This is a genomic window from Serratia sp. MF1(2023), assembly GCF_030954545.1.
GTDB lineage: Bacteria > Pseudomonadota > Gammaproteobacteria > Enterobacterales > Enterobacteriaceae > Serratia > Serratia sarumanii.
The window spans coordinates 170,949-195,439 of sequence record NZ_JAVHUX010000008.1 but is presented as its reverse complement, the minus strand read 5'-3'; the positions used below and the strand labels follow the sequence as shown (position 1 = coordinate 195,439).

Sequence of the window (24,491 nt, the reverse complement as noted above, 5' to 3'; positions counted from 1 at the left end):
GGAGTGAAGGAAAAAATCAGCGTCGCATGCTGCCAGTTAGCGTTGCGGGTCGGGGAAGCGGAACATAATCGGGCGCTGTCCGCCCAGGCTATCCGCCGGGCGGCGCAGCACGGTGCCAACGTTATCGTGCTGCCGGAGCTGGTGAACAGCGGCTACGTGCTGCGCGATAAGGCGGAGGCGCGGGCGTTGGCCGAGGCTGAAGACGGGCCTAGCCTCAGCCTGTGGGGAGCCCTGGCGCGCGAGTTGGATGTGGCGATCGTCGCCGGTTTCTGCGAGCGCCTGCCCGATGGCGAGGTGGCCAACAGCGCGGCATTGATCGATGCGCAGGGGGTGAGGGCGATTTATCGCAAAGCGCACCTGTGGCACGAAGAGAGCACCATCTTTACCGCCGGCGATCGGCCGCCGCCGGTCATCGAGACCCGCTTCGGCCGGTTGGCGATGATGATCTGTTACGATCTCGAATTCCCTGAGTGGGTACGGCTACCGGCGCTGGCCGGCGCTCAGCTGCTGTGCGCGCCGGTCAACTGGCCGCTGGCGCCGCGCCCGCAGGGCGAACGGCCGGCGGAGATGGTGAAGGCGCAGGCCAACGCCGCCGTCAATCGGCTGTTCATCGCGGTGTGCGATCGTTGCGAAACGGAGCGCGGCGTTGCGTGGATCGGCGGCTCGGTGATCGTCGACGCCGACGGCTATCCATTGACGCAGAGCCTGGCAGGCGAAGGCATGGTGCTGGCATCGATGGATATCGGCGCGGCCGATGATAAGCATATCGGCCGCCACAATCACGTGCATCGCGATCGGCGACCGATGCTGTATTGAAGCGGCGTGGCGGGCCGCTCCGCAGATCGTTTTTCCGGCGGGAAAACCCGCCGTTTTGGCGCTTACAGCCAGCCCGATTTCTTCAGCTTCTGATACAGGAAAATGCAGCCGACGGCGGTCACCCCCAGCGTGGCGTGGTAGGCCCAGGGGAACTTTAGCTCCGGCATGTCGGCGAAGTTCATGCCGTACAGGCTGAAGACCACCGTCGGGATGGCCAAAATCGCCCCCCAGCCCGCCAGCCGTTTCACCACTTCGTTCTGCTTGACCGTCACCAGCGCCAGGTTGACGTGCATGGCGTTGGTCAGCATTTCGCGCATGTCGTCGATATTGCTGACCACCTGATGCGCGTGATCCTGCACATCACGCACATAGGCGCGCAGCTCTTTCGGGATCACCTCTTCGTGCAGGCGGATCAGCTGGTTGCAGATTTCATCCATCGGCAACGCGGCGTTGCGCAGCGCCAACAGGTGGCGGCGCAGGGTATAGACGTTCTCGATCGCCGCCTGATCGAACTCCGACTGAAACATGTTGGCTTCGATATTCTCGATGGTGCTCTCGAAGCGCGTCACCACGCTGCGGTAGTTGTCCACCACGAAGTCCAGCACCGAATAGAGGGCGAAGCCCGGCCCGCGGCACATCTGCTTGCGGTTCTCCTCCGCCTTGGCGCGGATCGGCGCGTAGCTGGGCGAGGCGCCGTGGCGCACCGTCACCAGAAAGTTTTTGCCGACGAAGAAATGGGTTTCGCCGTATTCGATTTCGTCGTTCTCGCCCCACTGCGCGGTTTTCACCACGATGAACAGCGAGTCGCCGTAGGTTTCCAGCTTCGGCCGCTGGTGCGCGCACAGCGCGTCTTCGATCGCCAGATCGTGCAGGCCGAACTCTTCCTGCACCTTGCGCATAAACGCCGGCTCCGGCTGCCGCAGCCCCAGCCAGATGAAGGTATCCGGCTGTTTGACCACCTCGCTGATATCGTCGATGGTCACTTCGCCCAGCCGTTGGCCGGCTTTGTACGCCACACAGTTCACCACCATGCTTTTGCTGTCCATCCGTCCATCCATTAATCAGTCAGGGTTTTGGTAAGAAAATAACACTCATGTTCCACCGGATACTCTTTCAGCGTCATTTGCAGCTGATAGCCGAGCTTTTCGTAGAACGGCCGCGCCTGGAAGCTGAAGGTATCCAGGCGAGCGTAGCGGCAGCCGCGCGCCTGCGCCTCGCGTTCGGCGGCGCGCATCAACCGGCCGCCGAGGCCGCTGCCGCGCTGGGAATCCGCCACCCACAGCCACTCGACGCTCAGCCAGTTGCCCCAGGTTTCGGCGGTCAGCCCGCCGATCACCGTGCCGGCCTCGTCTCGCGCATAGACGCTGAGCGGCTTGCGGTGACGGGCATCGATATGCGGCAGGTTGTAAGCGCGCAGGCCTTGCCTGATCGCATCGAGGGTGTCTTCGTCAATCGCGTCGGTAACGGTAATGTCCATGATTCCTCCTGGGTGATGGGTTAACTTAAGCACACTGCGGCTAAAAGGCAACCTGTTGAAATGTAATGCAAACGACCGCGCCCGCTGAGTGGGCTACACTAAACGGGTCATTTCACCCCCAGGAGGATGCCATGCCCCGATTGACTTTGCTGGCCGGTTTGCTGCTGTGCAGCGGCCTGCTGCACGCCGCGCCGACGGTCAGCCAACTGCAGGACGGCCTGGAACACCCGTGGTCGCTGGCCTTTTTGCCGGCGGAACAAGGCCTGCTTATCACCGAGCGGCCCGGCCGGCTGCGGCTGTGGCAGCAGGGCAAAGGCCTGTCGCCGCCGATCGCCGGCGTGCCGCAGGTTTACGCCGAGGGGCAGGGCGGCCTGCTGGAGGTGTTGCCGGCCCCCGACTTCGCCGCCAGCCGCCGGGTGTACCTCAGCTTCGCCGAACCGGGCGAGGGCGGCAAAGCCGGCACGGCGGTCGGCTACGGCCGTTTGAGCGAAGACGGCGCGCGGCTGGAAAACTTCAAGGTGATCTTCCGCCAGCTGCCCAAGCTGTCGGTCGGCAATCACTTCGGCGGCAAGCTGGCGTTCGACCGGCAGGGCTACCTGTTTATCGCGCTGGGCGAAAACAACCAGCGGCCGACGGCGCAGGAGACCGACAAGCTGCAGGGCAAGCTGGTGCGGCTGACCGCCGAAGGCGCAGTGCCGCCGGACAACCCCTGGGTCGGCCAGGCCGGCAAACGGCCGGAAGTTTGGTCCTATGGCCACCGCAATCCGCAAGGGCTGGCGTTGAACCCGTGGAGTGGCGCGATCTGGGAACACGAGCACGGCCCGCGCGGCGGCGATGAGCTCAACCTCCCGCAGCCGGGTAAAAACTACGGCTGGCCGCTGGCCACCTACGGCATCAATTATTCCGGCCAGCCGATCCCGGAGGCCAGGGGGGAACGGGGGCCCGGCACCGAACAGCCGCTGCACTATTGGCGGGTTTCGCCCGGCCTCAGCGGCATGGCGTTTTATGACGGGCAGCGCTTCCCCGCCTGGCGGCACTCGCTGTTCATCGGCGCGCTGGCGCAAAAGGAGCTGATTCGCCTGACGCTGGAAGGCGACAAGGTGGTGGCGGAAGAGCGGTTGCTGGGCGATCGCGGCGAGCGCATTCGCGAGGTACGCAGCGGACCGGATGGCTACCTGTATCTGCTGACGGACGAGCGGGACGGCAAGCTGCTGAAAGTCGGGGCGTCGTAACGCCCCGCAGCGATCAGGTGAGTTCGCTCATCACGCCGCGCTGGTAGGCGGGGCGAGCGCGCAGCTGCTGATACCAGCGCTCCATGTTCGGCCGCGAACGGCGGGCGATCGGCATCTCGAACCAGGCGTAGGCGAAGCTGCCGAGCGGAATATCGCCAAAGCCGAATGCATCGCCGGAGAGGTAAGGCTGGCGTGCCAGCGTCTGTTCAATGACGTCGAAGTGTTTTTCCAGCGTGGCGATCGCCGCTTCGATTTTCGCCATGTCGCGCAATTCCGGCGCGGTGCGGATCAGGCCCCAAAAGACGATGGTGAAGGCCGGGACGATGGTCGAGGTAGTCCAGTCCATCCACTTCTCGGCGGCGGCGCGTGCCTGCAGATCTTGCGGATAGAACGTCGCGTCGCCGAATTTCGCCGCCAGGTAGCGCACGATGGTGTTGGATTCCCACAGCACGAAGTCATCGTCCTGCAGCAGCGGCACCAGGCCGTTCGGGTTCAGCGCGCGGTAACTCTCTTCGTTCACCTTGCCGAATGCGCCGCCGGCGTTGATGTGGGTATAGCTCAGCCCCAGTTCGGCGGCGCACCACAGCACCTTCCTGACGTTGTTCGAATTTTCACGACCCCAAATGGTCAGCATGGGATAACTCCGTTAGCGGATTAAAGACCCTTAATACCTACGCCACAACGCGCTTTTTGTCACACCACAGGGCACTTTTTGCCTGCCGATCAGCGCTCCCAGCGGCATACTTCCCAGCCGTGCTCCGCCGCCAGCGCGCTCAACTCGCTGTCGGGGTTGATCACCGTAGCGCTGTCGACGAATTGCAGCATCGCCTTATCGTTGAGAGAGTCGCTGTAGCCGTGGCTGTGTTCGAATTTCAGGTGCGGATGCTGCGCCAGCCAGTGTTGCAGGCGGATCACCTTGCCCTGTTGGTAGGTCATGGTGCCGTAGGTGTTGCCGGTGAAGCGGCCGTCGCTGATTTCCACGCCGATCGCCAGCGCATCGTCGGCGCCGAGCTGTTCGGCGATCGGCGCCACCAGGTGCTCGCCGGTGGCGGAGATCACCAGGATGCAGTCGCCGCGCTCGCGGTGCCACTGCAGGCGTTCACGGGCGGCGGGGTAGACGCGCGGCAGGATATCGCGGCGAATGTAGCGTTGCACCCAGCCGGCTACGGTTTGCACGCTCAGGCCGGACAGCGGCGCCAGCGTGGCCTGCATATAGTCCTCCATCGACAGCTTGCCCTGATAATAGAGCTGCATCAGCTGCTGCTCTTGCAGTTCCAGCTCCGCCGGCGCGAATCCCTGGCCGACCAGCCAGCGGATCCACAGGCTGGCGCTGTCATCGTCAATCAGGGTTTCATCCAGGTCGAATAAGGCTAAATCCATCAGTATTTCTCCGGCAGGCAGGGTATGTGGTCGTTTACAGGATAGCGGATAGCGCCCATCGCCAGCCAGCGGCGTCGGCGAAATTGCGCAGAGCATAAGAAACATTGATGACGGTTTTGCGACAGTTTGTTGAACGTTTGCATAACTTAGAACGCAACAATATTGGCCGCCCCGGCGAGCGCGGTGGTAACTATGAGGAAAACGCAACCACCCGCCGGGGAGAGACAATGTTGATTATTCGCCTGTACGGCAGCCCGATCGCGATCGGGGAAGAAGAGGAACCGCATGATGACGCACCTGACGACGCTGAAGACGCTGCCGCTGCTGGATCTTTCGCTGCTTGACGGCGATGCGCGTCAGCGGCGCGCCTTTCTCGACGATCTGCGCGCGGCGGCCCGCGACGTCGGTTTTTTCTATCTGCGCGGGCACGGCGTGGACGGCGCGCTGAATGCGCGGCTGCAGCAGGGCGCGCGGCAATTTTTCGCGCTGCCGGAAGCCGACAAGCTGGCGGTGCAGATGGTGCATTCGCCGCACTTTCGCGGTTACAACCGGGCGGCGGCAGAGCTCACGCGCGGCCAGCCGGACTGGCGCGAGCAGTTCGATATCGGTGCCGAACGCCCGGCGCTGACGCTATCTGACGACACCTCGCGCTGGGCGCGCCTGCAGGGGCCAAACCAGTGGCCGGCGGCGCTGCCGACGCTGAAACCGCTGCTGCTGCAGTGGCAACAGGCGATGACCGCCATGTCGCTGCGGCTGCTGCGCGCTTTCGCTTTGGCGCTGTCGTTGCCGGAGCAGGCTTTCGATCGCTTGTATGGCGATAAGCCCAACGAGCACATCAAACTGATTCGCTATCCGGGGCGGGACGCTACCGCCAGCGCACAGGGCGTCGGCGCGCACAAGGATTCTGGGTTTCTCAGCTTCCTGCTACAGGACGAGCAAAAAGGGTTGCAGGTGGAGGTGAGCGAAGGGCAGTGGCTTGACGTCCAGCCGCGTGAAGACACCTTCGTGGTGAACATCGGCGAGCTGCTGGAACTGGCGACCAACGGCTATCTGCGCGCCACGGTGCACCGGGTGGAAGCGCCGCCGGCGGGGCGCGACAGGCTGTCGATCGCTTTTTTCCTCGGCGCGCGCTTGGACGCGGTGGTGCCGCTGTATCAACTGCCGCCGCCGCTGGCGGCGCAGGCGCGCGGCCCGGCCAGCGATCCGCTCAACCCGCTGCTGCGCGACGTGGGGTATAACTACCTGAAAGGCCGCATCCGTTCCCACCCCGATGTGGCGCAGCGCTTTTATCGGGACGTCATCGGCGTCTGAATAGCGGGCACAAAAAAGCCCGGCGCGCCGGCCGGGCTGATGGCGTTTGATGCGGGCGATTATTCCGCCAGCGCTTGCTGCAGATCGGCGATCAGATCTTCCACATCCTCAATCCCCACCGACAGGCGCACCAGCTGCGGCGTGATGCCGGTTGCCAGGCGCTGTTCCAGCGGAATGGAGGCGTGCGTCATGCTGAACGGCTGGCTGATCAGGCTTTCCACGCCGCCCAGGCTTTCCGCCAGGGTGAACAGGCGCGAGCGCTTGATGACCCGGCGCGCATAGGCGTCGTCGCCTTTCAGCCGCACCGAGATCATGCCGCCGAAGCGCGTCATCTGGCGTGCCGCCAGCGCGTGCTGCGGATGGCTAGGCAGGCCGGGATAGTAGACGTTTTCCACCTGCGACTGGCTCTCCAGCCACTGGGCAATGCGCAGCGCGCTGTCGCTGTGGCGCTGCATGCGCAGTGCCAGGGTGCGGATGCCGCGCAGCGTCAGGAAGCTGCTGAACGGATCGAGAATGCCGCCGACCGCGTTTTGCAGGAAACCGAGCTGTTCCGCCAGCGCCGGGTTATCCCCCACCGCCGCGACGCCGGCCACCACGTCGGAGTGGCCGTTGAGGTATTTGGTGGCGGAGTGCACCACCACGTCAAAGCCCAGATCCAGCGGGCGCTGCAGATACGGCGAGGCGAAGGTATTGTCCGCCACGCTGATGAGCCCATGCTTTTTGGCGATCGCGGCAATGGCGCTCAGATCCGCCAGCTTCAGCAGCGGGTTGGTCGGGGTTTCTACCCAGATCATTTTGGTGTCCGGCTCGATCGCCTGCTCCAGCCCGGCGAGATCCGCCGGCGACACGTAGGTGACGCGCAGGCCGGCGGTGCGGCTGCGCACTTTTTCCAGCAGGCGATAGGTGCCGCCGTACAGATCGTCTACTGCGATCAGGTGGCTGTCCTTATCGAGCAGCTCCAGCACCGTGGAGCAGGCCGCCAGGCCGGAGGCGAAGGCGTAGCCGCGGCTGCCGCCCTCCAGTTCGGCGATGGCGCTTTCCAGCGCGGTGCGCGTCGGGTTGGCGCTGCGGGAGTATTCATAGCCGGTATGCTCGCCCGGCGCCGGTTGGGCGTAGGTGGAGGTGGCGTAAATTGCCGGCATCACGGCGCCGGTGGCGTCCGGGGTGTAACCGGCGTGAACGGTCAACGTATCAAACTTGGCCATAATGGATCCTTATTAACGTAATTTTTGGCGCCAGGCGTTAAGCACGTCTGTGCGGGTAATCAGGCCGAGGAAGCGCTCGCCGTCGAGCACCACCGCGACGTGGCCATGGTTGAAGGTGGCCTGCAATTCGTCGTAGCCGGCTTCCTTTTGCAGCGTCTGGACTTGCTTGGTCATCGCGCTGCCGGCCGGCAGGCTGAAGTGGGCGGCGTCGGCCTGGACGGCGTTCAGCAGATCCCACTCATCGATCAGGCCGACCACCCGATCGCCTTCCAGCACCGGCAGCTGCGAGATGTCGTACAGCCGCATGCGGGCGTGCACGATCGCCAGCGTGTCGTCCGGCGCGGCGGAGACGGCGGCACCTTCGTCGTGGCGGTAGGCGATCAGATCGCGCAGATCGCCGTGCTGCGGCTTGCTCAGCAGGCCCTGTTCCAGCATCCAGTGGTCGTTATACATTTTAGACAGGTATTTGTTGCCGCTGTCGCAGACAAAGGTCACCACCCGCTTGGGTTCGGTCTGTGCGCGGCAGTAACGCAGCGCGGCGGCCAGCAGGGTGCCGGTGGACGATCCCGCCAGCACGCCTTCCTTGCGCAGCAGATCGCGCGCGGTGGCGAAGGCTTCGGCGTCGCCGATGCGATAAGCGTGGCGGACCTGGTCAAAGTCGCTGAGCGGCGGGACGAAGTCTTCGCCGATGCCTTCCACCAGCCAGCTGCCCGCTTCGCCGATGTGGCCGCTGTCGAGGTAGTCCGCCAGGATAGAGCCGGCAGGGTCGGCCAGCACGAATTCCGTCTGCGGCGAAACCTCGGCGAAATAGCGGCTCAACCCGCCCAGCGTGCCGCCGGAGCCGACGCCAACCACGATAGCGTCCACGTCATGCTCCATCTGCCGCCACAGTTCGGGCGCGGTGGTGGTGGTATGGGCCGCCGGATTGGCCGGGTTGTTGAACTGATCGATATAAAAGGCGCCGGGGATCTCCCCGGCCAGGCGTTTGGCGTAATCCTGATAGTAAGCCGGATGCCCCTTGCCGACGTCCGAGCGGGTCAGCAGCACTTCCACGCCCAGCGCGCGCAGGTGGAAGATCTTCTCGCGGCTCATCTTGTCCGGCACCACCAGCAGCAGCTTATAGCCTTTCAGCGCCGCCACCAGCGCCAGCCCCAGGCCGGTATTGCCGGCGGTGGCTTCGATGATGGTGCCGCCCGGCTGCAGCTTGCCGTCGCGCTCGGCCTGTTCGATCATCGACAGCGCCACGCGGTCTTTGATCGAACCGCCGGGGTTTTGATTCTCCAGCTTGACGAACAGCCGGCACGGGCCGGTATCGAACCGGGTCAGTTCCAGCATCGGGGTATTGCCAATCATCTCGATGACGGAATGGGGGATCGCCATGACTCATCTCCAGGATTATTCGGTATAAAAGTCGTTATGTGGATGATAGCGCTGAGAATAAGCGCTTTAAAAAGAACAAATAACGGTTATATATGCCATTATGGAATATATTAATCTTTTTTAGACGTATGGATGCGCAGATGTTTAGCGGTGCAGATGCTTGGCCGTGTAGCCGTGGGTGGGTGCAAAAATGCGCGTCACGATGCTTTTTTGAACGATAAGCGGGGGGCTGCGTACAGTTATGTAAAAATGCTGAAAATTCACGCTAAACCCTGCAAAAATAAGATAAATCACATAAACTCACAGCAAGGGCATTTTCGGTGCGCTGCGTTACCCGCTACGGGCGCCGCAGGGGGTTGCGGCCGGCACGCGCGCACCGGGCCACTCTCGCTGGTTGGCTTAAAACGTGAACATGTTTGAAAGTTAACGCTATTTCAATGATTTGAATGGACACTCTGGCGACGTCATGATGAAAAAAAACTTATCCACTTCCCTGAAAAAACTGACCTTCAGCGTAGGCATCCTGTTGCTGGCCGCCCCGGCCGTGCATGCGGCCGAGCCGCCGGCGCCGCCGCAGGTAGACGCCAAGGCCTTCATTCTGATGGATTACAACAGCGGCAAGGTGTTGACCGAAGGCAATGCTGACACCCGCCTCGATCCCGCCAGTCTGACCAAGATCATGTCCAGCTACGTGATTGGGCAGGCGATCAAGGCCGGCAAGATCAAGCCGGAAGACATGGTCACCGTCGGCAAAGACGCCTGGGCGCCCGGCAACCCGGCGCTGCGCGGTTCTTCGCTGATGTTCATCAAGCCGGGCGATCAGGTGCCGGTGCTGGAGCTGAATAAAGGCATCGTGATCCAGTCGGGCAACGACGCCAGCATCGCGCTGGCGGACTACGTGGCGGGCAGCCAGGATTCGTTCGTCGGCCTGATGAACAATTACGCCAAATCTTTGGGGCTGCAGAACACCCACTTCCTGACGGTGCACGGCCTGGATGCGGAAGGGCAGTACAGCACCGCGCGCGACATGGCGCTGCTGAGCCAGGCGCTGATCCGCGACGTGCCGGACGAATACGCGCTGCATAAAGAGAAAGAATTCACCTTTAACAAGATCCGCCAGGTTAACCGCAACCGCCTGCTGTGGAGCAGCAACCTGAACGTCGACGGCATCAAGACCGGTTACACCAGCGGCGCCGGCCACAACCTGGTGGCGTCGGCCACCGACGGCCCGATGCGTCTGATCTCGGTGGTGCTGGGCGCGCCGAGCGATCGCGTGCGCTTTAGCGAAAGCGAAAAACTGCTGACCTGGGGCTTCCGCTTCTTTGAAACCGCGACGCCGATCAAGGCCGATAAGCCGTTCGTCACCCAGAAAGTGTGGTTCGGCGACGTCAGCGAAGTGCCGCTCGGCGTGGCGAAAGACGCCTCGGTCACCATTCCGAAAGGGCAGATGAAAAACCTGAAGGCCAGCTACAAGCTGACCCAACCGACGCTGGAAGCGCCGTTGGCGAAAAACCAGGTGGTCGGCACCATCGATTTCCAGCTGGACGGCAAGACCATCGAACAGCACCCGCTGGTGGTGATGCAAGAGGTGAAAGAGGGCAACTTCTTCAGCCGCATCTGGGATATGGTGATGATGAAGCTGAGCCAGTGGTTCGGCGGGATCTTCGGCTGAATACCCTGATGTGAGGAGCGCGCCCCGGGCGCACGATCCTCGACCAGGCCGCAACTGCGAGGTTGCGGCTTTTTTTCGCGATTTTTTGGGCGCGGTGATTAAAAGTAGTCCACCAGCATGGTGGCGCCGCTGGTGAAATCGCCTTCCGCCAGGGTGACGGCGCTGTTTTTCACCGGCACCGCATCAAGCGTCGGCGGATTGGCGTAGTCGATGTTCAGCGGCGTATTGATGGCGAAGGCCTTACCGTTGGCCAACAGTTTGATGCCCAATCCATTGACGCTGCTGGTTAACACGCTGCCGTCGAAGGCCGCCGCGCTGCCCATGATCTTCATTTTCAGCTGGCGGCTGTTATCCAGAAACTCGCATTTGATGCTGTAATCGATGCGTTGCATATAGCGATTGCCATCGATGCGCTTGATGCCGACCTTGCCGAAGTCGATATCGATGGTGCGCCCGTCGTTGATCACGCAAGGCGGAGGCGCCACCACGGTGGCGGTGATGTTGACCTTGGTACCCTGGTCGGCGGCCTGAGCCGCGGCGCTAATCAGGCTCAGCACCCACAGCAGAGCGCAGCGCGTTTTACTCGTCATGTTCATTCTGGCTCCCGTCTCAAGGTGCGCTGAAGATCAGCGTGGCCGAACCCGACAGCGGGCCGGTGGCGATGCTGGTGTAAGGGACATTGTTCTTTACCGGTACAAAGGTCACGGTATCGTTGCCCAGGCCGTTGACGATGCGCGTTCTGAAGGCATTGTTCGGCTTCACCACCGCGCCGTTGTACATCATCGCCACGCCAACGTTAGGATTGGTGGTCTTGATAAAATCGCTGGAGAAGCCGCTGGCATCGCTGACCATGCGGATCAGAATATCCTGCGTCGCGCTCTGGTCGTCGCATTGGTAGCTGAGCGCTTTGTCCTGTTTTATCTGGGCATCATTGGCGCTCTGGGTCAGAAAGTCCTGACGGATCTGGCCGAAGTCGACGTTAATCTGCTGGCCGTTGTTGATGGTGCAACTGGTGGTGACGAAGTAAGCGTCGTTGTCGGCGATCAGGCGCCAGCGATAAACGCCGCACTGTGGGCAACCCGGCTGATCGTTGGTCTGAATAAAGTTGATTTGGCCGATGACGTCGCCTTTGTTCACCTTGATGTCCGGCGTTGGGAAACGGTTCAACACGATATAAACCCGGATGGCGACCGACTGGGTTTGCAGGCCGGTAAGGCTGAGTACGCTGATGCCTGATGGCACCGGGGAGTTGTAATCGCTGCCGTTGATGGTGGTGCCGCTGCCGATGGCGCCAAAAATCGCACTGTTCATCGACAGCGCCGGGCTGTCGGTTTTGAGATAGTCATACCAGCTCGCGACGTCGTTTTTACAGGTGACCTGGCTGACGTTGACGATTTCGTTTTTGCCATAAGAAAGCTGTGGCCCGATGCGTACCCGGACGTCAACCGGCGTGGTCGAGCCCCCGGGTGGAATCAGTCCGCCATCGGACGTGCGGCAGGTAAACGCGTTGGCGTTGCCAAACAGCATGAAGAAAGATAATGCCAGGCAGCAACGTAAAAATAGCAGGGCTGTTTTTCTCACGATAATATCCCAATATATATAAATAGTGTGCGGCGTTACTCCGCAATGAAATATTGCCAATCAGGCCGGCTGGCCATATTTATTCCGTTAAAGGGGAGTGAGGGGCATCGCTGTTGGAGATGCCGTCGTTATCACCGTTCAGCAACGCGGTGGGATACCACCTCAATGAGTTGTTAATAGAGCCGTCCGTCACAATCACTTTTTTCCGGGAGACAAGATCCAACAATAGCCGCCGCGCCCGGTAAACACCGACGTTGACGGCATTGGCCAGTTGCCGCGTCGATAGCCATTGCTGCTGTGGCGGCAACCCGCCGATAGGGCACTTACGGGGCGACTGCGCGAATAATGTTTGCAGCAGATCGTGCTGCAATTGCCGTATTTCCTTTTGTTTCGGAGATAACGCTTCCATAGCACTTCCTCTGTATTCCGATTGCCGTATTCCTAAGAAAAAACAAACTTTCGCTGCCTACCAACAACGAGGTAAAACGCGAACAAAGAAAATTCCTATCTATTTATCAGGATTGAAAAAAAAGGCGTTGCCCGCCCCGTTTTTACCTGTGCTTAGGCAGGGGTGGCGTCACGCTGAAACCTAAAATTTTGGTTTATTATATTCACAAAGCGCCACTTTGCGATCTGATTACTTGGGAATCAAAGAAAAACAGGATATTGCTCTATAAAAGCATCTTTTACGATCTATGAGGCTAAAAATAACAGTAAATTAACTTCAATTAGGAAATAAATTGCGAATGTTCGCCTTGATCAAAAAAAGCCTTTTTTTGCTGAGAGGCATTTGCCAGAATATTCATCGCCGGACAAGAAGGACGGATTAGAAAGTATTGGCCTCTGCTTGTTGTGATTTCGTTTATTTTTATATGACGGATTCATTAATGGGTGGGCCGCTGCAGACTTGCCGTTATCGACGTATTTATTGTCGATGCCTTTGGGTTTTGGCAGTTAACCAACCAGCAAGATGCTAAAGAATCAGGGCTGCGCACATATAAGCGCGAGCAGGTTTCCTGTTGCTCTTTTTCTTGATTGGAATATGCATTTTTTCTTATAAGGAATATAGGTTCTATGAAACTTAACAAAATCATGATGGCTGCAGTGATTGCATTTGGCGCAAGTTCTTTTGCACAGGCAGCCGATCAGGGACACGGTAAGGTCACCTTCACGGGCTCTATTATTGATGCGCCATGCTCTATTGCGCCCGAGTCGATCGATCAGACCGTAGATCTGGGCCAGGTTTCCAACGTGGCGTTGAAAAACGGCGGCAAATCCAACCCGCGTCCGTTTGAAATCAAACTGGAGCAGTGCGACATCACCACGCTGAAAACCGTTAAAACCACCTTCAGCGGCGTCGCATCGTCCACCGACAAGGATCTGTTGGGTATCGCGGGCACCGCCAGCGGCGCCGGCGTAGCCATCTCTTACAATGGCCAGCCGATCAAACTGGGTGAAGCGACTACCGCGCAGACCCTGAATACCGGCAACAACACCCTGCATTTCGCCGCCTACCTGCAGGGCGAAGGCGCTTCCGCCGCCATCGTTCCGGGCGATTTCACTGCCGTAGCCGATTTCACCCTGGCTTATCAGTAAGTGAGCCCGAAGGCTTAATCAACCAGGCATGGGGTTCGCCGCATGCCTGGTGAATCTCCCTGTCAAAGGAATGTCGCGATGTTTTTACCAAGGAATCGAGCGGGTGCCGTTCTTTTGGCGTCGTTGGCGTTTGCGCCCGGCCATGCAACTTCCGCCGCGCAGGGGTGGGGCAAAGTCAACATGCACGGCGCCATTATCGACACCGCCTGCGCCATTGCCGCCGGCAGCCGCGATCAGACGATCGATATGGACACTATTCCTCTCGGGCAGATCATTCGTGACGGCCAAGGGATGACCAAACCTTTCAGTATCGAATTGGTCAATTGCATTTTGGAAAGGCCGGAAAACAAGCCTGACTGGAAATTCTTTCAGGTCACGTTTGATGGTTATGCGGAAGGCGCTCTGTTTGGCGTACAGGGCGATGCGCGCGGCGTTGCATTGGAGATAAAAGACAGCAGCGGCACGGCGGTTATTCCAGGGAAACCTTTGCCGATGGAGGGAATAATACCGGGGAACCGAGTGCTGAATTATTCCATGACGTTGATGCCGAATCACCAGCCGTTGAAGGTGGGAGCGTATTTTTCCACAGTGCGTTTTAAGCTGGATTATTTTTGATTTTTTCTCGTACTGACGGTTAATTCGTTATTGAAAGGACTTTATTATGCTTTCACCGGCAGGGAAGTTATTTCGTCTTCAGGCCTTGGGGCTTTGCGTTGCCCTTTCTCTGGGAAATCCAATCGCGTTGGTCTATGCCGCCGACGTGATTCAATTCAATACCGACGTATTGGACATCAACGATCGCAAAAATATCGATCTGAGCCAATTCACGCGCAGCGGCTACATCATGCCGGGCGTTTATACCATGGTGGTGCACGTCAATAAGAACGATCTGCCGGAACAGCCGGTGACGTTTATGGCGCCCGAGAACGATCCTAAAGGCAGCGAAGCCTGTCTTTCGCCGGAGTTGGTCAACCAACTGGGGCTGAAAGAAAAACTGTTAAGCACGCTGAACTGGACGCACGGCGGCCGTTGCCTTGACGCCTCCAGCCTGGCGGGGATGGAAGCCCGCGGCGATCTTGCCAGCTCTTCGCTGTATCTCAACATTCCTCAGGCTTATCTGGAATACAGCTCGGAAAACTGGGACCCGCCTTCGCGCTGGGATGACGGTATTCCTGGGCTGCTGTTTGACTATAACGTCAACGCCCAAACGCAAAAACATCAGAAGGGCGGCAGCAGTTACAGCCTGAGCGGCAACGGCACCGGCGGCGCCAACCTGGGCGCCTGGCGTCTGCGCGCCGACTGGCAGGCCAACCTCAACCATCAGACCGGTTCTTCTCAGCCGACCGACAAACAGTTCGACTGGAGCCGCTATTACGCCTACCGGGCGATCCCGGCGCTGCGTTCGCGGTTGACAATGGGTGAGGATTACCTGAACTCCGACATTTTCGACAGCCTGCGCTTTACCGGCGTCAGTCTGCGATCCGACGACAGCATGTTGCCGCCCAACCTGCGCGGCTATGCGCCGGAAGTGACCGGCGTGGCGAAAACCAACGCCAAGGTGGTGGTCAGCCAGCAGGGGCGCGTGCTGTATGAAACGCAGGTGGCGGCGGGGCCGTTCCGCATTCAGGACATCAACGATGCGGTTTCCGGCGAGCTGGACGTGCGCGTCGAAGAGCAGGACGGCAGCGTGCAGGAGTTCAAGATGAACACCGCCAACATCCCTTATCTGACGCGGCCGGGTACGGTGCGTTACAAGCTGGCGACGGGCAAGCCGTCGGAGTGGGGGCACCATCTGCGCGGGCCGATGTTCGGCACCGGCGAGTTCTCCTGGGGGATCAGCAACGGCTGGTCGCTGTACGGCGGGGGCATCGCCGGCGGCGATTACAACGCGCTGTCGCTGGGGATCGGGCGCGATCTGATGGCGCTGGGGGCGCTGTCGTTCGATGCCACGCAGTCGCGTGCGCGTTTGCCGCAGGATGGCACGCTGACCGGCGGTTCGTACCGGCTGAGCTATTCGAAGAACTTCGATGAATACGACAGCCAGGTCACCTTCGCCGGTTACCGCTTCTCTCAGGAAGACTTCATGAGCATGGGGGACTACCTGGATGCGCGTTACGAAGGGGGGCGCAGCGGCAAGAGCAAGGAGATGTACACCATCACCTTCAACAAACAGTTCCGCGATCTGGGGCTGAGCACCTATCTCAACTACAGCCACCAAACCTACTGGGATCGGGCACCGAACGATCGTTACAACCTGATGGTGTCGCGCTACTTCGACATCGGCGATTTCAAGAACGTCAGCGTGTCACTGTCGGCCTATCGCAACCGTTACAACGAGCGCAACGACGACGGGATGTATCTGTCGCTGTCGCTGCCCTGGGGCAGCGCGGGCACGCTCAGTTACAACATGACGCTCGATCGCGAAGAGAACGCCCACCGGGTCGGGTACTACAACCGGGTCGATGAACACAACAACTATCAGATCAGCGCCGGCGCCGCACGCAGCGGAGCAACGGCCAGCGGTTATTACAGCCATCAGGGCGACATGGCGCAGATCAACGCCAACGCCAGCTACCAGGCCGGCCGCTACAGCGCCGTCGGCATTGGCGCGCAGGGTGGCCTGACGATGGCGGCGGAAGGGGCGGTGCTGCACCGCGTCAATACGCCGGGCGGCACGCGTTTGCTGCTCGATACCGAAGGCGTCGCCGGTGTGCCGGTGCGTGGCTACGGCAGTACGGTGCTGACCAACCGTTACGGCAAGGCGGTGGTGGCGGATGTAAACAGCTACTACCGCAATAAGGCCAGTATCGATCTCAACAGCCTGAGCGACAACGTCGAGGCGACGCGTTCGGTGGTGCAGGCCACGTTGACCGAGGGGGCCATCGGCTACCGCAAGTTTGAGGTGATTGCCGGCGAGAAGGCGATGGCGATCGTCAAGCTGGCGGACGGCAGCGAGCCGCCGTTCGGCGCCACGGTGCTGAATGCCCGCAAACAGGAGACCGGCATCATCAATGACGGCGGCAGCGTTTACCTGTCCGGCCTCAATCCCGGCGAGCGCATGAGCGTGCACTGGAACGGCGCGGCGCAGTGTGAAATCCAGCTGCCGGCGCCGCTGCCGGCCGAAATGTTGATGAACACGTTGCTGCTGCCTTGCCGTCCTCTTGCCGGCGACAAGCCGGCGGCCGACGCCAACTGACATACACCCGGCGGAGTGCGCTCCGCCGCTAAACCGCCGGGGCGGGCTCGTCCGCTTCCGGCCGACTGGAACCGTGAAGACATGATGAATCTGACTATGACCAGAAAGACCGTTTTCCTTGTGGGCCCGCTCGCCGCCGCGTTGACGATCGGCGCGGTCAGCCTGCCCGCTCATGCGGCCATCGCGCTGGATCGGACGCGCGTGATTTTCGACGGCGACCTGAAAACGGTCAGTCTCAACATCAGTAACCAGAACAAACAGTTGCCGTATCTGGCGCAGGGATGGATCGAAGACGATCGCGGCAACAAGATCCAAAGCCCTTTCACCGTGCTGCCGCCGGTGCAGCGGGTGGAACCGGGCAAACCGAGCCAGGTGAAGATCCAGTCGCTGCCGGCGGCGCGTCAGCTGCCGCAGGACAGGGAGACGCTGTATTACTTCAACCTGCGTGAGATCCCGCCGCGCAGCAATAAGCCGAACACGCTGCAGATAGCGCTGCAGACGCGCATCAAAATGTTTTATCGCCCGGCGGCGCTCGCTCCGAAAAAGAATGCCGCACCGTGGCAGGAGCAGCTGACGCTGACCCGGCAGGGCGACAAGTACGTGGTGAACAACCCGACCCCGTATTACGTGACGATCGTTGAGGCGAGCGCCGGCAAGGGCGGGAAAGGGGCGGCGGGCTTTGAACCGCTGATGGTGGCGCCGAAGGCCAGCGCCCCGCTGAACGTCTCCGCCGCGAGCCTCGGCAACGGGCCGTCGCTGGCGTACATCAACGATTACGGTGGGCGGCCGCAGTTGAACTTCCGCTGCGCCGGCAATGTCTGCCAGGTCGTGCCGGTCGCCAAATGACGAGCCGCGCGCCAGCAGGGAAGACAGAGTGAACACAGCGGAGTGAACGAATCATGCAACGAAAGATCCCCATGTTGTTGGGAAAAGCCTATGAACGTCATCAGCGACGCACTATCGGCCTGACGGTGTTGGCCGCGCTGATGGTGCCGCTGACGGCGGGCACGATGCTGATGCTGATGCCGTCGGCCCGCGCGGTGGACAACTGGGAGGTGGAGGGCGCGAACGGCACGCTCCACGTCTACGGCGCGTTGACGGAAAGCGCCTGCAGTCTGGAAATGACCACCGCGCGTCAGGAAGTGTGGCTGGGGGAGACGGGAACGGCGCATTTTCAGCGCCCGGGCGATCGCGGCACGCCGGTGGCGTTCGAGCTGACGCTGAAAGACTGCCTGCGGGCGCCGGCGAGCAACCGCGACGCCTGGACCGGGGTGCTGGCCTGGAGCGGCAGCCAGCCTGCGGTGTCCGTGGCGTTTGCCGCGCCGACGGATGACGACGCGCCGAGCCTGGTCAGGGTCGCCGGCGTCACCGGCTTGGGGCTGCAGTTGGCGGATGCCAGCGGCCTGCCGGTGCGCCTCGGCGCGCGTAACAAACCGATCTTGCTGACGCCGGGACAAAACACCCTGACGTATACGGTGACGCCGGTGCGCACCCCGGCGACGCTGAGCGCCGGCGCCTACCGTGCGGCGATCGATTTCCGCCTTTATTACGACTAATACGCCGCTTGCGCCGAGCCGGCGCAAGCCTAACCAAAGGGAGTGGCGTCATGCGCGCGACAGAGACGAACCGGCGCCGGAGCGCGCTGTTGGGGGCAGGCATGGTCATGGTGGCTGGCATGATGGCGCAGCCGGCGGACGCGGCGGAAAACATGCGCTTTCACGGGACGCTGGTGGCCGAGCCGTGCGTCATTCAGCCGGGAGATGAGGATATCCAACTGGATTTCGGCACCATCGTCGACAAATACCTGTATCTGAACACCCGCACCCATAGCCAAACCTTCGCGTTGCACCTGACCGAGTGCGATCTCAGCCTGGGCAATACGGTGGCCATTACGTTTACCGGCACCGAGAACGCCAAACTGCCCGGCCTGCTGGCGCTGGATGCCGGCAGCCTGGCCTCGGGGATCGGCATCGGGCTGGAGGACAGCAGCGGCAAGGCGCTGCCGCTCAATCGCGCCAGCGATAAATTCCGCCTGAATGCCGGCAACACCACGCTCACGCTGCAGGCCTATGTGCAGGGGGAACCGGAGGCTATCCAAACGAAGACCATCGGCCGCGGCACCTTCAGCGCGGTGGCCACTTTTACGCTGGAATACGAATAAGCGTCTACAAGGACAAAAAACGCAATGATGATAAAGCCCCTCAATCGCACCCTGCGCATGGGTCTGCTGTGCCTGTTGGCGTTGAGCGCCGCCGCCTGTCAAAACCAAAAATCGGGCAAACCCGCCGTGAACACCCAAAATCAGGCTGTGCAAGCGCCGTCAGAAGAGGCTTTGCGCAAGCAGCGTGAGGCCGAGCAGCTGCAGCAGTGCCAGCAGCAACTGGGCGCATTGCGCACCATCAACGAGAAGCAGTATCAGCGCTATAAACAGGCCTTCGACAGCCTGATGAGCGGCGCTTCGCAGTACGCCAATCTGCGCGCGCGGGTAAACGGCGACACGCAGGAGACGGTGGATGCGCTGTATCGCTACAAGGTCAACTATCTGTGCGCCGGGGTGAATCAGGCGGTGTTGACCGGGCTGGCGGATCGCGGAGAGCAGATTAAATGAGGCTGCGTCTGCTCGGCTGTGTCGCTCTGTTGTTCACCGGCGTCGCGCAGGCGGACGACGGCGTGCCGGCGCTGCTGCAGTTTGCCGAGCAGTATCAACGGCAGAGCACCGGGCCGAAGAGCGAAAACGCGGCGCCCGCCGACCGTGCGTCGGGGCAAAAAAAGCGTGAGCCGGCGAAGCGCCCGTCGGACACCCAACAGCCGGCTTCACCGGCCAAAGCTTTTACGCTGAGCCAGGCATTATTGGCGCGTGACCAACAGCTGGCGCGCCAGCGAATGGAACTGACGATGTTGCGCCAGGAACTTGCCGCGCTGCGGGCGGAGAAAGCGGCGCCACCCGTCGCGACGTTGCCGGACTCGTCAACGCTGCAACAGTGGATCGCCGGGCTGGGCGCCGCCTGGCGCGGTTCGCCCGATGCCCAGCGTGCCGAGGCGCTGCTGCGTCAGGCGACGCAGGAAACCGCCAAAACCAAAGCGGCGGCGATGCAGGCCGAACGGCGCGCCAGCGAGCTGGAGTCCGCCGCACAGGCCTCGGCACAGACGCTTGCACAACGCCAGCGCGAGCACCAGGAGGCGCTGCACGCTCTGCGCGCCGCGTTGGAAGCGAGTGAGCAGAAGCGAGCCGCTGAGCAGAAGGCGACCCAGCAGGCGCGCGAGGCGCTGTTGGCGCTGCATCAGCGGCTGCAATGGGAGATGACGCCGGAGCAGTTGAAGGATGAACGCAAGCGTTTGTCCTACGCGGCGGGCAGTGCGCTGGGGCGCGACATTCAGGGGGTAGTGGCGGAGCGTCAAAGCTGGGGCGTACCGGTGGATCGCGACAGCCTGTTGGCGGGCGTCATCGATAGCGTGTCGGGGCGTTTGCAGCTGTCGCCGGATGAACTGAATGCGCTGACGGCGCAGGCGGATGCCGCCGCCGTGGCCGCGCGTGAGAAACGCGTTAACGAACAGCGGCGGCGTGACGAAGATTACCTGGCGCAGTTCCGTCAACAAAAGGGCGTTAAGCCGTCGGCGATGGGCTTCTGGTATCGGGTGGATTACGCCGGGGAGGGGGCGTTGGCGCCAACGGCGGTGGTCGATGTGGTGGTGAAGGAGAAACTGACCGACGGCACGGTGATCCAGGATATGGAACTGAGCGGCAAGGTGCTGTCGCAACCGCTGTCCGAATATCCGCCGCTGTTTCGGGAGGCGATAAGCCATCTGCATAACCACGGTTCGCTGACGATGGTCGTGCCGCCGGCGCTGGCCTACGGCGAAACCGGCTATCCGCCGAAGGTGCCGCCCAACGCCACCATGGTTTATGAATTACGCATCGACAACAGCCAGGCACCGGCAAAGGGTGCCAAGGCGGTTAAACGGGAAGCCGACACGGCGGGAGGGCAGGGATGAACACCATGATAAAAATCGCGCTATTTGATGAAAACCGTTACTTCAGCGCTGGTTGGCAGGAGGCCCTGGCGCTGCACTTCAGCACTTACGGCAAGCGCACGCTGTTACTGGATGCGCAGCAGGTTCACGAAGCCGATCTGGTGTTCTGCTATTTTCCTCCCGGCGTGCAAAGCTGTTTTTGTCACTTCTTTGAGGCGCAGGCTGCGGGGCGCCAAACGCTGTATTTCTCGTTGCGAACGCCGGAGGGGCGGCATAAACGCACCGCCGGCACCCGCTGCGCGCTGGAGGCCGGCGTCATCTACCACGATACGCCGCTGGTATCGGCGCTGTATCAGGTGAACGCCGAGTTGGAGCGGCGCAGCAAATGGCCGGGCAGGCCGAGTTGTGGCATGAACTGCGTATGCCAGCACCGAGGCCTGACGCTGCGCGAACAGGAGATCATGCGCTGCATGACGCGGGAGATGGGAGTGACGCAAATCGCACGGATGCTGGACATCAGCGTGAAAACCGTCAGCAATCACAAGATGAGCGTTATGCGCAAGATGGGGTTCCGGCGTAATGCCGAACTTTACGGCTGGCTGCGGCACAGCGCCCGTCCCGGCGCCGTGGGGGCGCGAGCCGGCATTCAGCCTGGCGTTGCGGCAGGGAAGGTGCAGCACTGAGACAGCGCCGGCCCAATCGGAGCGGCCGGCGCCTTAAGTGCCTCGCCGTGGCGGTCAGTTGCAGGCTACGACCTTGATCGCCAGCCCGCCCTGTGAGGTTTCGCGGTATTTGGCGTTCATGTCTTTGCCGGTTTCGTACATGGTTTCGATCACCTTATCCAGACAAACTCGCGGTTCGCTGGTGCGGCGCATCGCCATGCGCGCGGCGTTGACCGCCTTGACGGCGGAAATGGCGTTACGCTCGATGCAGGGCACCTGAACCTGGCCGGCGAGCGGATCGCAGGTCAGCCCCAAATGGTGCTCCATGGCGATCTCCGCCGCGATGCACACCTGCGCCGGGCTGCCGCCCAGCAGCTCGGTCAACCCGGCCGCCGCCATCGAACAGGCCACGCCCACTTCCCCCTGGCAGCCCACTTCGGCGCCGGAGATCGAGGCGTTCATCTTGTACAGCGCGCCAATCACGCCGGACGCCAGGAAGTAACGGGTGTAGGAGTTGGCGTTTACCGGACGGATGAACTTGTCGTAGTAAGCCAGCACCGCAGGAATGATGCCGCAGGCGCCGTTGGTCGGCGCGGTGACCACGCGGCCACCGGCGGCGTTCTCTTCGTTGACCGCCAGCGCGAACATGTTGATCCAATCGACCACGTTCATCGGGTCGATATTGTTCTTGTCTCCGGTCACCAGAATGCGGCGCAGCGCGGCGGCGCGGCGCGGCACCTTCATCGGGCCGGGCAGCAAGCCTTCGGTGTTAATGCCGCGCTCGATACCGGCGCTCATCACCTGCCAGACGTCGGCGAAGTGCGCGTCGATATCGGCCTTGCTGCGCAGCGCCAGCTCGTTCTGCATCACCAGGCCGGACAGCGACAGCCCGGTGTCTTTGCAATGCTGCTGCAGATCGTGCGCCGATTTGAACGGGTAGGGCACCGGCGTGGCGCCCTCGGCAGACTGGCCGAAGTGCTCTTCGTCGACGATGAAACCGCCGCCGATCGAGTAATAGGTTTTGCTGTGCAGCAGGCGCTCACCGGCGAAGGCGCGGATGCGCATGCCGTTTTCGTGCAGCGGCAGGTTGTCGCTGTGGAAATTCATGCCGCCGTGCTGCGGGAAATCCACCTCATGATGGCCGTTGGCCAGCGGCAGGCGGCCGCGCTGTTCGACGTCGCGGATAAAGCCGTGAATGCTGTCGATGTCCACGTCGTGCGGCAGGTTGCCGGCCAGGCCCATGATGATGGCGATATCGGTGTGGTGGCCTTTACCGGTCAACGACAGCGAACCGTACACGTCGACCACCACGCGGGTGGTGTCCTGCAACTGCTGGTGGGCGATCAGATCGTCGACGAACTGTTTGCCGGCTTTCATCGGGCCAACGGTGTGGGAACTGGATGGGCCGATGCCAATTTTGAAAATATCGAAAACGCTGACCATGGTCTCGCCTCCTTCTTCAGGTTTCAGGCGGTGAATACGGGAAATGGGGGAGTGCGGGAGGGCCGGCGCGCAGCGGCGCCGGCCGGACGTGATTAGCCGAGCAGGCTGAACACGATAGCAGAGATGGCGATCAGACCCATCACAACCACGAACACGTTGCTGATGTGGCCGCTGTACTTGCGCATGGCAGGCACTTTACGGATGGCATACATCGGCATCAGGAACAGCAGCATGGCGATGATTGGGCCGCCCAGGGTTTCGATCATGCCCAGGATGCTTGGGTTCAGGGTGGCGACGATCCAGGTGGTCACCAGCATGAAGATAGCGGTCATGCGGTTCAGCTTGGCGGTGCTGACGGTTTTGCCGCGGCTCTTCATCGACTTGGCAACCAGGCCGTTGAAGCCTTCACGCGCGCCCAGGTAGTGGCCCAGGAACGATTTGGTGATGGCGACGAAGGCGATAACCGGCGCGATGTACTCGATCATCGGGTTATTAAAGTGGTTAGCCAGGTAAGACAGAATCGAGATGTTCTGCGCCTTGGCTTCCGCCAGGTTTTCCGGCGTCAGGCTCAGCACGCAGCTGAACACGAAGAACATTACGGTCAGCACCATCATGATGTGTGCGTAGGCCAGAATGCGGGAGCATTTCTTCTCGGCGTCTGCGCCGTACTCTTCGCGTTTGGCGACGGCGAAGGCGGAGATGATCGGCGAGTGGTTGAAGGAGAACACCATTACCGGGATCGCCAGCCACAGGGTCATGATCAGGCCGTGGCCCATGCCGGTACCGCTGCCGGACAGCGACACGTTTTCGAAGATGGCGCCGGTCCAGTTAGGGATCAGATACACCGCCAGCAGCATCAGCACCGCGACGAACGGGAAGACCAGGATGCTCATGGTTTTCACGATGGCCTGCTCACCGAAGCGCACGATGGTCATCAGGCCGACGATCAGGATCAGCGACAGGATGGCGCGCGGTGGCGACGTCATACCCAACTGGTGGGTGATGAAGCTGTCGACGGTGTTGGTGATCGCCACGCTGTAAACCAGCAGAATCGGGTAGATGGCGAAGAAGTACAGCAGGGTGATCAGTTTACCGGCGGTGATGCCGAAGTGCTCTTCTACCACGGCGGTGATGTCTTCACCGGGATTCTTGCCGGACAGAACGAAACGGCACAGGCCGCGGTGGGCAAAGAAGGTCATCGGAAAAGCGATGATGGCCATGATGATCAGAGGAATCAAACCGCCGATGCCGGCGTTGATTGGCAAGAACAGGACGCCTGCGCCGATGGCGGTGCCGTACAGGCCCAACATCCACATGGTATCCGTTTTACGCCAGGTACTGCTGGAGCCCGAGGCCGCAGAGGCAATTGTGCCGGTCTGTGTAGTGTCCATAAATATCTCCGAAGTGAACACGAATTTAAAATTAAAAGGCAAAACTTAAGGTTAAACCGTCAAACGTCCTATTCAGGCAACGCTTGCGGTAAGAATCAGGTGTTGCTTGCGGGGATGTTTTGGCGTCCCCCTGGTTGTTTATTGTGTTCATTACCAAGGCACAGCGCCGGGTAATTC

Annotated in this window: 25 protein-coding genes; 14 read left to right on the top strand and 11 right to left on the bottom strand. The window is 61.1% G+C overall.

Going from position 1 to position 24,491, the window contains the following annotated elements:
• The first annotated feature begins 3 nt into the window (after positions 1-3).
• A complete protein-coding gene (locus tag REA38_RS03815; RefSeq protein ID WP_308885044.1) occupies positions 4-816 on the top strand; it encodes a nitrilase-related carbon-nitrogen hydrolase in 813 nt (270 codons plus the stop codon).
• Positions 817-878: 62 nt separating this feature from the next.
• On the opposite strand, the gene corA is transcribed toward REA38_RS03815, so the two are convergent.
• Positions 879-1,862 (bottom strand): magnesium/cobalt transporter CorA, encoded by a 984-nt coding sequence (gene corA / locus REA38_RS03810; RefSeq protein ID WP_308885042.1) that lies wholly within the window; start codon positions 1,860-1,862, stop codon positions 879-881.
• A gap of 11 nt (positions 1,863-1,873) precedes the next feature.
• A complete protein-coding gene (locus REA38_RS03805) occupies positions 1,874-2,293 on the bottom strand; it encodes a GNAT family N-acetyltransferase (protein WP_060419837.1) in 420 nt (139 codons plus the stop codon).
• Positions 2,294-2,424: 131 nt separating this feature from the next.
• Between REA38_RS03805 and REA38_RS03800 the strand changes: the two genes are divergently transcribed.
• Positions 2,425-3,525, top strand: a complete 1,101-nt coding sequence (locus REA38_RS03800; RefSeq protein ID WP_308885040.1) for a PQQ-dependent sugar dehydrogenase — start codon at positions 2,425-2,427, stop codon at positions 3,523-3,525.
• A 13-nt stretch (positions 3,526-3,538) separates the two neighbouring features.
• Here REA38_RS03800 and REA38_RS03795 read toward each other — a convergent pair whose 3' ends face one another.
• On the bottom strand, positions 3,539-4,159 hold the full coding sequence (locus tag REA38_RS03795; protein WP_049202237.1) for a glutathione S-transferase family protein: 621 nt from the start codon (positions 4,157-4,159) through the stop codon (positions 3,539-3,541).
• Between the two features lie 89 nt (positions 4,160-4,248).
• Complete coding sequence (locus REA38_RS03790; RefSeq protein ID WP_308885039.1) at positions 4,249-4,905, bottom strand: HAD family hydrolase; 657 nt, start codon at positions 4,903-4,905, stop codon at positions 4,249-4,251.
• Positions 4,906-5,012: 107 nt separating this feature from the next.
• Here REA38_RS03790 and REA38_RS03785 point away from each other — a divergent pair, with 107 nt between their 5' ends.
• Positions 5,013-5,249 carry a hypothetical protein gene (locus REA38_RS03785; RefSeq protein ID WP_193146052.1) on the top strand — a complete coding sequence of 79 codons (237 nt, stop codon included), beginning with the start codon at positions 5,013-5,015 and terminating at the stop codon, positions 5,247-5,249.
• A complete protein-coding gene (locus REA38_RS03780; protein WP_308885037.1) occupies positions 5,194-6,216 on the top strand; it encodes an isopenicillin N synthase family oxygenase in 1,023 nt (340 codons plus the stop codon). The genes REA38_RS03785 and REA38_RS03780 overlap by 56 nt, the downstream gene beginning before the upstream one ends.
• Before the next feature lie 59 nt (positions 6,217-6,275).
• Here REA38_RS03780 and REA38_RS03775 read toward each other — a convergent pair whose 3' ends face one another.
• Together REA38_RS03775 and REA38_RS03770 are read right to left on the bottom strand one after the other, a co-directional pair.
• On the bottom strand, positions 6,276-7,421 hold the full coding sequence (locus REA38_RS03775) for a PLP-dependent aspartate aminotransferase family protein (RefSeq protein WP_308885035.1): 1,146 nt from the start codon (positions 7,419-7,421) through the stop codon (positions 6,276-6,278).
• 12 nt (positions 7,422-7,433) lie between these two features.
• Positions 7,434-8,801, bottom strand: coding sequence for a cystathionine beta-synthase (locus tag REA38_RS03770; RefSeq protein ID WP_197806611.1), 1,368 nt, complete (start codon positions 8,799-8,801; stop codon positions 7,434-7,436).
• A gap of 466 nt (positions 8,802-9,267) precedes the next feature.
• Here REA38_RS03770 and REA38_RS03765 point away from each other — a divergent pair, with 466 nt between their 5' ends.
• A complete protein-coding gene (locus tag REA38_RS03765) occupies positions 9,268-10,473 on the top strand; it encodes a serine hydrolase (RefSeq protein ID WP_308885033.1) in 1,206 nt (401 codons plus the stop codon).
• A 98-nt stretch (positions 10,474-10,571) separates the two neighbouring features.
• Here the strand turns inward: REA38_RS03765 and REA38_RS03760 are convergent, their stop codons facing one another.
• The 3 genes from REA38_RS03760 to REA38_RS03750 form a co-directional block, all read right to left on the bottom strand.
• Complete coding sequence (locus REA38_RS03760; RefSeq protein WP_308885031.1) at positions 10,572-11,063, bottom strand: fimbrial protein; 492 nt, start codon at positions 11,061-11,063, stop codon at positions 10,572-10,574.
• 19 nt (positions 11,064-11,082) lie between these two features.
• Entirely contained in the window at positions 11,083-12,000 is a 918-nt protein-coding gene (locus REA38_RS03755) for a fimbrial protein (protein WP_308885272.1), read from the bottom strand.
• A gap of 133 nt (positions 12,001-12,133) precedes the next feature.
• Complete coding sequence (locus tag REA38_RS03750) at positions 12,134-12,463, bottom strand: hypothetical protein (RefSeq protein ID WP_033646709.1); 330 nt, start codon at positions 12,461-12,463, stop codon at positions 12,134-12,136.
• A gap of 665 nt (positions 12,464-13,128) precedes the next feature.
• On the opposite strand from REA38_RS03750, the gene REA38_RS03745 reads away from it, so the two are divergent.
• From REA38_RS03745 to REA38_RS03705, 9 genes are all read left to right on the top strand, one after another.
• Complete coding sequence (locus REA38_RS03745) at positions 13,129-13,650, top strand: fimbrial protein (RefSeq protein WP_025302212.1); 522 nt, start codon at positions 13,129-13,131, stop codon at positions 13,648-13,650.
• A 78-nt stretch (positions 13,651-13,728) separates the two neighbouring features.
• Positions 13,729-14,265, top strand: coding sequence for a fimbrial protein (locus REA38_RS03740; protein ID WP_033654626.1), 537 nt, complete (start codon positions 13,729-13,731; stop codon positions 14,263-14,265).
• 46 nt (positions 14,266-14,311) lie between these two features.
• A complete protein-coding gene (locus REA38_RS03735) occupies positions 14,312-16,846 on the top strand; it encodes an outer membrane usher protein (protein WP_049234301.1) in 2,535 nt (844 codons plus the stop codon).
• A gap of 81 nt (positions 16,847-16,927) precedes the next feature.
• Positions 16,928-17,692 carry a fimbria/pilus periplasmic chaperone gene (locus tag REA38_RS03730; RefSeq protein ID WP_060436876.1) on the top strand — a complete coding sequence of 255 codons (765 nt, stop codon included), beginning with the start codon at positions 16,928-16,930 and terminating at the stop codon, positions 17,690-17,692.
• A 71-nt stretch (positions 17,693-17,763) separates the two neighbouring features.
• On the top strand, positions 17,764-18,402 hold the full coding sequence (locus tag REA38_RS03725; RefSeq protein ID WP_043147068.1) for a fimbrial protein: 639 nt from the start codon (positions 17,764-17,766) through the stop codon (positions 18,400-18,402).
• A 50-nt stretch (positions 18,403-18,452) separates the two neighbouring features.
• Complete coding sequence (locus tag REA38_RS03720) at positions 18,453-19,007, top strand: fimbrial protein (protein ID WP_033646700.1); 555 nt, start codon at positions 18,453-18,455, stop codon at positions 19,005-19,007.
• 24 nt (positions 19,008-19,031) lie between these two features.
• Entirely contained in the window at positions 19,032-19,454 is a 423-nt protein-coding gene (locus tag REA38_RS03715) for a hypothetical protein (RefSeq protein WP_033637793.1), read from the top strand.
• Entirely contained in the window at positions 19,451-20,839 is a 1,389-nt protein-coding gene (locus REA38_RS03710; protein WP_308885028.1) for an FKBP-type peptidyl-prolyl cis-trans isomerase N-terminal domain-containing protein, read from the top strand. Before REA38_RS03715 ends, REA38_RS03710 begins: the two co-directional genes overlap by 4 nt.
• Positions 20,836-21,501 carry a helix-turn-helix transcriptional regulator gene (locus tag REA38_RS03705; protein WP_033654632.1) on the top strand — a complete coding sequence of 222 codons (666 nt, stop codon included), beginning with the start codon at positions 20,836-20,838 and terminating at the stop codon, positions 21,499-21,501. Before REA38_RS03710 ends, REA38_RS03705 begins: the two co-directional genes overlap by 4 nt.
• A gap of 54 nt (positions 21,502-21,555) precedes the next feature.
• Here the strand turns inward: REA38_RS03705 and REA38_RS03700 are convergent, their stop codons facing one another.
• Positions 21,556-22,923: an L-serine ammonia-lyase gene (locus REA38_RS03700; RefSeq protein WP_101455800.1), complete on the bottom strand. Its 1,368-nt coding sequence runs from the start codon at positions 22,921-22,923 to the stop codon at positions 21,556-21,558.
• Positions 22,924-23,015: 92 nt separating this feature from the next.
• Positions 23,016-24,314 carry an HAAAP family serine/threonine permease gene (locus tag REA38_RS03695; protein WP_004938697.1) on the bottom strand — a complete coding sequence of 433 codons (1,299 nt, stop codon included), beginning with the start codon at positions 24,312-24,314 and terminating at the stop codon, positions 23,016-23,018.
• Positions 24,315-24,491 lie beyond the last annotated feature (177 nt).

Excerpts from the sequence above, each read along its gene's own strand:
- corA (WP_308885042.1), bottom strand. The coding sequence starts at position 1,862 with ATGGACAGCAAAAGCATGGTGGTGAACTGTGTGGCGTACAAAGCCGGC.
- REA38_RS03805 (WP_060419837.1), bottom strand. The coding sequence starts at position 2,293 with ATGGACATTACCGTTACCGACGCGATTGACGAAGACACCCTCGATGCG.
- REA38_RS03800 (WP_308885040.1), top strand. The coding sequence starts at position 2,425 with ATGCCCCGATTGACTTTGCTGGCCGGTTTGCTGCTGTGCAGCGGCCTG.
- REA38_RS03795 (WP_049202237.1), bottom strand. The coding sequence starts at position 4,159 with ATGCTGACCATTTGGGGTCGTGAAAATTCGAACAACGTCAGGAAGGTG.
- REA38_RS03790 (WP_308885039.1), bottom strand. The coding sequence starts at position 4,905 with ATGGATTTAGCCTTATTCGACCTGGATGAAACCCTGATTGACGATGAC.
- REA38_RS03785 (WP_193146052.1), top strand. The coding sequence starts at position 5,013 with ATGACGGTTTTGCGACAGTTTGTTGAACGTTTGCATAACTTAGAACGC.
- REA38_RS03780 (WP_308885037.1), top strand. The coding sequence starts at position 5,194 with ATGACGCACCTGACGACGCTGAAGACGCTGCCGCTGCTGGATCTTTCG.
- REA38_RS03775 (WP_308885035.1), bottom strand. The coding sequence starts at position 7,421 with ATGGCCAAGTTTGATACGTTGACCGTTCACGCCGGTTACACCCCGGAC.
- REA38_RS03770 (WP_197806611.1), bottom strand. The coding sequence starts at position 8,801 with ATGGCGATCCCCCATTCCGTCATCGAGATGATTGGCAATACCCCGATG.
- REA38_RS03765 (WP_308885033.1), top strand. The coding sequence starts at position 9,268 with ATGATGAAAAAAAACTTATCCACTTCCCTGAAAAAACTGACCTTCAGC.
- REA38_RS03760 (WP_308885031.1), bottom strand. The coding sequence starts at position 11,063 with ATGACGAGTAAAACGCGCTGCGCTCTGCTGTGGGTGCTGAGCCTGATT.
- REA38_RS03755 (WP_308885272.1), bottom strand. The coding sequence starts at position 12,000 with ATGCTGTTTGGCAACGCCAACGCGTTTACCTGCCGCACGTCCGATGGC.
- REA38_RS03750 (WP_033646709.1), bottom strand. The coding sequence starts at position 12,463 with ATGGAAGCGTTATCTCCGAAACAAAAGGAAATACGGCAATTGCAGCAC.
- REA38_RS03745 (WP_025302212.1), top strand. The coding sequence starts at position 13,129 with ATGAAACTTAACAAAATCATGATGGCTGCAGTGATTGCATTTGGCGCA.
- REA38_RS03740 (WP_033654626.1), top strand. The coding sequence starts at position 13,729 with ATGTTTTTACCAAGGAATCGAGCGGGTGCCGTTCTTTTGGCGTCGTTG.
- REA38_RS03735 (WP_049234301.1), top strand. The coding sequence starts at position 14,312 with ATGCTTTCACCGGCAGGGAAGTTATTTCGTCTTCAGGCCTTGGGGCTT.
- REA38_RS03730 (WP_060436876.1), top strand. The coding sequence starts at position 16,928 with ATGATGAATCTGACTATGACCAGAAAGACCGTTTTCCTTGTGGGCCCG.
- REA38_RS03725 (WP_043147068.1), top strand. The coding sequence starts at position 17,764 with ATGTTGTTGGGAAAAGCCTATGAACGTCATCAGCGACGCACTATCGGC.
- REA38_RS03720 (WP_033646700.1), top strand. The coding sequence starts at position 18,453 with ATGCGCGCGACAGAGACGAACCGGCGCCGGAGCGCGCTGTTGGGGGCA.
- REA38_RS03715 (WP_033637793.1), top strand. The coding sequence starts at position 19,032 with ATGATGATAAAGCCCCTCAATCGCACCCTGCGCATGGGTCTGCTGTGC.
- REA38_RS03710 (WP_308885028.1), top strand. The coding sequence starts at position 19,451 with ATGAGGCTGCGTCTGCTCGGCTGTGTCGCTCTGTTGTTCACCGGCGTC.
- REA38_RS03705 (WP_033654632.1), top strand. The coding sequence starts at position 20,836 with ATGAACACCATGATAAAAATCGCGCTATTTGATGAAAACCGTTACTTC.
- REA38_RS03700 (WP_101455800.1), bottom strand. The coding sequence starts at position 22,923 with ATGGTCAGCGTTTTCGATATTTTCAAAATTGGCATCGGCCCATCCAGT.
- REA38_RS03695 (WP_004938697.1), bottom strand. The coding sequence starts at position 24,314 with ATGGACACTACACAGACCGGCACAATTGCCTCTGCGGCCTCGGGCTCC.